Annotated in this window: 8 protein-coding genes; 2 read left to right on the forward strand and 6 right to left on the reverse strand. The window is 71.0% G+C overall.

Annotated elements, in window-relative coordinates:
- On the reverse strand, positions 1–196 hold a 196-nt coding region (locus tag G6035_RS20350; RefSeq protein WP_256128133.1), incomplete at its 3' end, for a hypothetical protein.
- Between the two features lie 9 nt (positions 197–205).
- Between G6035_RS20350 and G6035_RS19040 the strand changes: the two genes are divergently transcribed.
- Positions 206–832 (forward strand): methylenetetrahydrofolate reductase, encoded by a 627-nt coding sequence (locus G6035_RS19040; RefSeq protein ID WP_371131074.1) that lies wholly within the window; start codon positions 206–208, stop codon positions 830–832.
- 130 nt (positions 833–962) lie between these two features.
- On the opposite strand, the gene G6035_RS19045 is transcribed toward G6035_RS19040, so the two are convergent.
- The 5 genes from G6035_RS19045 to G6035_RS19065 all read right to left on the reverse strand — a co-directional run bounded on the left by G6035_RS19045 (position 963) and on the right by G6035_RS19065 (position 5569).
- Complete coding sequence (locus G6035_RS19045) at positions 963–1664, reverse strand: dienelactone hydrolase family protein (RefSeq protein WP_176618674.1); 702 nt, start codon at positions 1662–1664, stop codon at positions 963–965.
- Between the two features lie 84 nt (positions 1665–1748).
- Positions 1749–2219 carry a hemerythrin domain-containing protein gene (locus tag G6035_RS19050; protein WP_176618675.1) on the reverse strand — a complete coding sequence of 157 codons (471 nt, stop codon included), beginning with the start codon at positions 2217–2219 and terminating at the stop codon, positions 1749–1751.
- Positions 2220–2313: 94 nt separating this feature from the next.
- Positions 2314–3951, reverse strand: coding sequence for an ABC transporter permease (locus G6035_RS19055; protein WP_176618676.1), 1638 nt, complete (start codon positions 3949–3951; stop codon positions 2314–2316).
- Positions 3948–4877, reverse strand: coding sequence for an ABC transporter ATP-binding protein (locus tag G6035_RS19060; RefSeq protein ID WP_176618677.1), 930 nt, complete (start codon positions 4875–4877; stop codon positions 3948–3950). The genes G6035_RS19055 and G6035_RS19060 overlap by 4 nt, the downstream gene beginning before the upstream one ends.
- Before the next feature lie 2 nt (positions 4878–4879).
- Positions 4880–5569 (reverse strand): TetR/AcrR family transcriptional regulator, encoded by a 690-nt coding sequence (locus G6035_RS19065; protein ID WP_176618678.1) that lies wholly within the window; start codon positions 5567–5569, stop codon positions 4880–4882.
- A 101-nt stretch (positions 5570–5670) separates the two neighbouring features.
- On the opposite strand from G6035_RS19065, the gene G6035_RS19070 reads away from it, so the two are divergent.
- Positions 5671–6417, forward strand: coding sequence for an NUDIX hydrolase (locus G6035_RS19070; protein WP_176618679.1), 747 nt, complete (start codon positions 5671–5673; stop codon positions 6415–6417).
- The last annotated feature ends 142 nt before the right edge of the window (positions 6418–6559 follow it).

The following is a 6559-nucleotide window of genomic DNA, read 5'->3' on the forward strand; positions in this document are numbered from 1 at the left end:
GGCCGCACGCTAACCGCACGCCGGAATCCGCCGGGCAGCCCTCGGGCAGCCCGGCGGCCTGGAAATCATTCCCACCCGGGACATTGTCCCCGCCGTCCTTGCCCACGTTCCCGCGGGCACGACCCTCACGGTCACGTGCCTGCCGCACCACGGGATCAACCGCACCCTGGAGGCGGCGGCCGCGCTGGCCGGGCACGGCTACACGGTGGTGCCGCACCTCGCCGCGCGGCTGGTGGCCTCACGCGGCGAACTTGCCCGCATCCTGCGCATCTGCACGGCCTCCGGCATCACCGAGGTCTTTGCCATTGGCGGCGACGGGGCGGCGCCCGCCGGGCCGTATCCGTCCAGTGAAGCCCTGGTGCGCGACCTCGCGGAGCTGGGCGGGGGCACCCTGAAGATCGGCGTGGCAGGCTATCCGGAAGGGCATCCGTCCATTAGCGGCCCACAGCTCCTGGAATCACTGCTGGCCAAGCAGGAACTGGCCAGCCACGTGGTCACCCAGATGTGCTTTGCCGCGACGGCGATTGCCGGCTACATGGACGGCCTGCGCAACGAAGGGGTGCTGCTGCCCGTGTGGGCCGGCGTGGCCGGGTCCGTGCCCCGGGCCAAGCTGCTGCAGCTGGCGGCGAAGATCGGGGTGGGCAGCTCCCTGCGGTTCATCGCGGGCAAGGGGGAACTGGGCAGGAAGCTGTTGGGCGGCAGCCGCTACCAGCCCGCGCAGCTGGTCGCCGAGCTGGAAACCCAGCCACTGCCGCCGGCCGGCATCCACCTCTACAGCTTCAACAACCTTGACCCGCAGCTGCGGCAGCAGGCGGCCGCCTCCCGCCGTTGACCGCCACCGCATGGTTTTCGGCGGTCGGACTCCTGCCGGCATGCCCGGCAGGTCCGGTGCCGGGAGGCCGGTGCGGGCCTGCGGGCGCGCGTCAGCCCAGCGTGCGGTCCAGGAGCTCGAGCGTCTCCGTCTACGCGATCCGGGCCGGCTCCGCGCGGTAGGACACCGGGTTGGTGTCGTTGAAAAACGCGTGGCCGGCCCCGGCGAAGACCGTGTACCTGAAGTCGACCCCGGCCTCGCGCATGCGTTCGATCAAGCCCGGGAGATCGTCCGTGAGGGCCTTGTCCTCCTCGCCGTAAAAGGCCAGGACCGGGCAGCGGATCCCGGCCAGTTCCGCCACGGTGTAGTTGGCGTGGCCGTAAAACGGCACGGCCGCCGCGAGCCGCGGCTCGGCCACGGCCAGCGCGAAGGAATAGCTGCCGCCAAAACAGAAACCGGCGACGGCGGTGCGCCCTGCACCCTCTGCACTGGCCTCCAGGTGCTCAAACACTGCGGCGACACCGGCCTGGATCTGCCCGGCCCGCCCCGGCTCGCGCATGGGCTCCATCGCCGCCCTGATGCGCGGCTGGATTTCCGTGCGGCGGGCGGGGTCGCTGCGGTCCGCACCGAGCTCCGCCAGCAGCGTGGCGTCCAGGCCCGCCAGGCCCATCAGGTCGGGGGCCACGGCGAGGTACCCGGCGGCGGCGAACCTGTCCGCCACATCCTTGATGTGGTCCACGAGCCCCCAAATTTCGTGGATGACAACCACGGCGCCGCGGACGCGGCCGGCCGGTTCCGCCCGGTACGCGCCAAAGTCCTGCCCGGCCGCGGAGAATTGAAGCATTGTTCCCATGGGCTCAACAATGGCACAGCGCGCTGGCGGATGGCAGGGTCAGTGCCGGGAAAACTTTAAGCACCGGCCGGCAGCGGCCCGGCGCTAACGGGAGGCTGCACCGGCAACCCAGCCTTCCGGCGTCGTGCCCCGGGCCAGGAAGTCCCGGAGTTCGGCCCCGGCATCCTGGGACAAAATGGTGTCGGCCTGGGTGTAGATGATGGGCTCCTCCTTGGAATTGTGGGCGTCAAGAAGGGCCAGCAGCGCGGTGCAGGCGACGCGGCGGGCGTCCGCGTCCGCACCGTCGGCAAGCAGCTGCCCGAGCGCGTCCATGGAGTTCCACAGCTGGCCGTGTTCGCGCAGCATGACGAAGATGGGGCCCATGAGCCCGGCCGCCTTCAGGGGCGGGAACAGGAACTGCTCCTCGAGGTAGATGTGGCGGCGCAGCCCGGTGAGCGCCGCCAGCAGCGGCGCGGGGTCCGCCGGCCCGTCCAGTCCGGCCAGGTACGCCTCAATGCCGCCGTCGATCTGCCGGTGTTCGCGCTCCAGCGCTCCGCCCAACGTGTCCGCTTCCATGGAAAGTCCTTCCCTAAGTGCCGTCCGGGCAGCTGCCCGGCCCTTTCAGGCTATGCCTGTTCGACGGCGGGCGGCCCCGTCCGGCGGCCGGAGCCTATTCGGGCATGATGTCGCGGGTGCTGAACCGGCGCATTCCGAGGATTCCCAATACCAAGGCGATGGAGGCCAGCAGCAGCAGGGGCGGCAGCGCGAAGCCGTCCGCCGGCATGCGGGGCACCGCACCGAACGGGGTGGCCTTGATGGCACTGTCGGACAGGGAAAGCAGGGGCCCGAACATGGCCACCACCACCGAGATGCCGTACACCGCCCAGCCCAGGCCCGTGCCCAGCCGGGGTGCGAAGCCGTGCAGGAACAGGAGCACCCCCATCATCACCAGGACGGCCGGCCAGTAGGCCAGGGCCGCCCCGGCCAGGGCCGGGGCGGTGGCCGCGCCGTCCGAGGACACGCCGGCGAGCCAGCCGCCCAGCACCAGCATGGCTGCCGAACCGCCGGCGGCCACGGCGACGTGCGCTCCGAGCCACCGGGAGCGCGCAAGCGACCCTGCCAGCTGGGGTTCGAGCCGGCCGCCGGACTCCTCGGCGCGGGCGCCGGAGAGGCTTTGGACGGCGAACGCGCCGGCCAGCAGGCCGATGAACAGCACGAAGGTGCCCAGGACGCCGTCGAGCAGGGTCCGGGATCCGCCGAGGAATGCCTGGGCGTAGGCGTTGGACGGGTCCAGGACCGTGGTCATGGCCTTGGCGACGCCGCCAAAGAACAGGCCGGCAACGACGGCCCCGCACAGCCACGAGATGAGCGTGGCACGCTGCAGGCGCAGGGACAGTCCCAGCGGTGAGGCCAGGAAGGCGGTGGCCCGCGCCGGTCCGCGGCCTGCCGCCACGAGGCCCAGTCCCACGTCACGGCGGGACTCGATGCCCAGCGCCAGAAGGCAGCCGGCGGCCGCCAGGGCCAGCAGGGCAAGGAACGGCCACCAGGTGTCCTGGGCGAAGGGGCGCATGTTCTGGCCCCAGCCGATCGGCGAGAACCAGCTTAGGGCCGTGACCTGGGTGCCGCCGGCATTGACGTCGCCCACGGCCCGGACCAGGTAGGTCACTGCCAGCACGGCCACGCCGAGGGAGTTGGCCCCGCGGCCGGTGGAGCTGAGCTGCCCGCAGGGCGCAGCAATGCCGACGAAGGCAAGCCCGACGCCGGCAACCGAGCCGCCCAGCACCCAGGACCCGGCAGCGGGCAGCCCGTCCTGCAGGGCGAGCAGGGAGATGAGCAGCCCCGTGACCACGCACAGTCCGCCCGCAACTGCGTAGTTGGCCAGGCTGAAGGCGTGCCGCCCCAGCGCCGTGCCGCGCAGCAGCTCGGTGCGGCCCGCCTCCTCGTCGGCGCGTCCGTTGCGGGCCACCAGGAAGATGGAGGCCAGGCCCAGGGCGACGGCGAGGGTCATCCAGATCTTGATGACGAGGATGCCGCCCAGGCTGCCGGCCGCGTAGGGCAGGCCGGTCATGGCGGCAATGGCCGGGGTGTTGGCCACGTTGGCATAGGCGTTCCGGTCGGCCTGCGTGGGAAAGGCGGCCTGCTGGGAGGTGTAGACGATCGGGATCATGAGCGCCAGCACCACCGCCCAGACCAGCAGCCGCAGCCAGTTGCGGCGCAGGATGAACCGCACCGAGGGCCCGAAGCCGGCCAGTGTGCCCGCCGACGACGGCGCCGCCGCGCGGCGGGGCAGGGCGGCCGCGGCGCTCACCGCACACCTGCCGTCCGCGCCGGGGCGGCCGCGTCCACGGCGCCGTAGTGGCGCAGGAACAGCTCCTCCAGTGACGGCGGGCTGGAGACCAGCTGGCGGGGGGAGTACGAGGCTACCGCGGCCAGGACGCCGCCGAGCTCGGCCCCGCCCACGGTGAAGGTGGCCTTGGCGCCGTCGGCCACCAGCTCGTTGACGCCGGGGACGGAGGCCAGGATGGCGGCGTCACGGTCCAGCACGACGGAAATGGTGGTGCGGTGCAGGTGCCGCAGCTCGTCCAGGCGGCCGGATTCCACGGTCCGGCCCTCCCTGATGATGGTCACGGTGTCGCACAGCTTTTCCACTTCGGCAAAGATGTGGCTGGAGAGCAGTACGCTTCGGCCCTGGGCCTTGGCCTCGCGGATGCAGTCGGTGAACACGCCCTCCATTAACGGGTCCAGTCCGGAGGTGGGCTCGTCCAGGACCAGCAGTTCGGCGTCGGACGCCAAGGCCGCCACGAGCGCCACCTTTTGCCGGTTTCCCTTGGAATAGCTGCGGGCCTTTTTGGTGGGGTCCAGGCCAAACCTGTCCAGCAGCCCGTCGCGCCTGGCCTTGTCCACGCCGCCGCGCAGCCGGGAGAGGATGTCGATGGCCTGCCCGCCCGTGAGGTTGGGCCACAGGCTCACGTCACCGGGCACGTAGGCCAGGCGGCGGTGCAGGGCCACGGCGTCGTGCCAGGGGTCCCCGCCCAGCAGGGTGGCGCTGCCGCCGTCGGAGCGCATCAGGCCCAGCAGGATGCGGATGGTGGTTGACTTGCCCGCGCCGTTGGGGCCCAGGAAACCGGCCACGGCGCCCCTCTCCACGCGCAGGTCCAGGCCGTCCAGGGCAGTGGTCCGGCCGAACCGCTTCCGCAGTCCGGACACTTCAATGGCAGGGATGGTGGGGGACATGGCTATTCCTTAGTGTTGCCTTGGTGCTGCGAAGCTTCGTCCGCGGGTGCCGCGGGCGGGTGGTTGCCGGCCGTGAAGGCCAGGTACTGGTCAAGGTAGCTGCTGTCCGCAAACAGGCCTTCCGTGTACAGCTCCAGCGTGGGAAGCATGGAGTCGGCCATGTACTGGTCCATGACGGCCGGAAAGTCGTCGAGCCGCACGTCGGGGCGCATGGCCAGGTTGACCAGCATGCTGCCGATGGACTGCTGCACCAGAAAGCGGGTGCGGGCGTCCTCGTCGCGGCTGGGGACCACCAGCCCCCGGGCGACGGCATCCTTTGTGAAGCCGACGGCCTCGGACACCATGCTTTCAAAAAACGTGCGCCCCGTGGGGCCGCCGTCCTGGATGCTGCGCAGGATGTAGACCATGAGCAGGCCGCCTTCGCGTGAGGAGGGCAGCTGGGCGAACAGGCGCGTGGCCGGGACGTTCAGGCTGTCCACCTTCATGGTGTGATAGCGCTCCAGCACCTTGGCGTCGCACTCGGCCCGCAGGCTTTCCTTGGAGCCGAAATGGTGGCGGACCAGTCCCGCCGTGACTCCCGCGCGTGCGGCGATGGTGCGCAGGGATTCCCCGAACCCGTGCGCCGCGAAGCACTCGATGGCCGCGTCCCTGAGGCGGGCCCGCCCCGTGAGATCGTCCGGTGCTGTACTCATGTATAGGAGACTACTCGCGTGTATAGCAGCTGGCAATGGACTTTGCGCCCCTTATTTTCGACGGCGCACTGCCCCCTCCCCGGTGCCGGTAGGCTGGCCCCATGGAGACTAAAGAGCCGCTGGCACCGCTGGAAGACGCCTGCACCGTGGTGCTCCTGCGCGACGGTGCGCCAGGGCTTGAGGTGCTGATGCTGGAGCGGCCGGGCACCAGCCGGGCCTTTGCGGGGGCCTGGGTGTTTCCCGGCGGCAAGGTGGACCCGGAGGACCGGAAGGGGCCGGACGGGCGGCCGTTGACCGATGCCCAGGCTGCACGGGCTGCCGGGGTGCGCGAGGTGGCCGAGGAGACCGGCCAGCGCCTGGAGCCGGGCCGGCTGGTCCCGCTGTCCCAGTGGACACCCATGCGCCGGCTGCCGCGCCGCTTCCGCACCTGGTTCCTGGTCGCCCGGGCCCCGACGTCCCGCGTGGACCTCAACCCGGGCGAGCATGAGGCCTTCGCCTGGCTGGGGCCGGCCGAGGCGCTGGCCCGGCACGCCCGGCGGGAAATGTCACTCGTCACGCCCACCTGGGTCACGCTGCACCGGCTCACGGCGTTCGCCACGGTGGCGCAGGCACTGGCGGACGCCGCCGCCGGCGTGCCGTTTTCCTACCAGAGCCACCTGCTGGCCGACGACGGCGGGCCTGCCTCGGCGGGAAAGCCGGCCACCGTGGTGTGGGCCGGGGACGAGGCCTATCCCGAGGCGTCCGGGGCGGGCCCGGCCGGTGCCCGCCACCGGCTGGACATGACGGCGCTGCCCTGGGTCTTTGAGCAGTCCGGGGCACCCGTGTTGCCGGGGACGGCGGCGGAATAGACTTGGGTCCCCGGGCCGCGGCGGCCAACGGGATTCGATGCCGTGAACGGGCATCGAATGAAGGCAGTGTCTAAATGAGGCAGTGTTCAAATAAAGGCAGTGTCTAAATGAAGGCAGTGTCTAAATGAAGGCAGTGTCTAAA

The sequence above is a fragment of the Arthrobacter sp. SDTb3-6 genome (assembly GCF_013376095.1).
Taxonomy (GTDB): domain Bacteria; phylum Actinomycetota; class Actinomycetes; order Actinomycetales; family Micrococcaceae; genus Specibacter.